We start from the raw sequence: 867 nt of genomic DNA on the forward strand, positions 1-867 counted from the left end.
AAGCAGCCAAGGCATATTTGGAATGCGGCAAAGATACTTCTTCCCATTCAGCTCCAAGTCCTTCCAATACTTTCAACGCTTCAAGAACGGAGTTACGCGCTTCTTCACCAACGCCTTCGCCCAAGTATTCTTTAGGAACGGCAATTTTCAAACCTCGTACATCGCCTGTTAATGAATTCACAAAATTCGGCACGTCCAAATTGGCTGAGGTGGAATCCATTGGATCTACACCTGAAATCGCCTCAAGCAAATAGGCATTATCTTCCACTGTTCTTGTAACCGGGCCGATTTGGTCCAATGAGGATGCGAATGCCACTAGTCCGTAACGTGAAACCCGTCCATATGTAGGCTTAAGGCCGACTACGCCGCAGTAAGCCGCTGGTTGGCGAATCGATCCACCTGTATCTGAGCCTAAAGAGAATAAGACTTCACCTGAAGCGACTGACGCAGCAGAGCCACCTGAAGAGCCGCCTGGTACATAATCCGTGTTCCAAGGATTGCGTGTGGCCTGATAGGCCGAATTCTCATTTGAAGACCCCATCGCAAATTCATCCATGTTCAATTTACCGATGGTCACCGTTTCAGCCTTTTGTAACTTTTGAACGACGGTTGCGTCATAAATCGGATCAAAGTTCTCCAAGATTTTGCTCGCACAAGTCGTTCGTAAATTTTTTGTGACAATATTATCCTTAACTCCGATTGGCATGCCAAATAAAGCGCCTTCGTTCCCGCCTTTTACGAGTTGGTCATCCAATTGTTTTGCCTGAGTGCGGGCGTTTTCCTCATCAAGAGTCAAAAATGCCTTCACCTTGCCCTCTACCTCGCCGATTCGCTTATACGATTCGTTAACAAGATCAGTAACACTGA

At 46.7% G+C, this 867-nt stretch carries 1 protein-coding gene; it reads right to left on the minus strand.

The annotated features are described in order from the left end of the window. Positions 1–867: amidase family protein (locus tag CVN76_RS05985; protein WP_100530602.1), on the minus strand; the 867-nt coding region annotated here is incomplete at both ends.

This window comes from Bacillus sp. mrc49, from assembly GCF_002803435.1.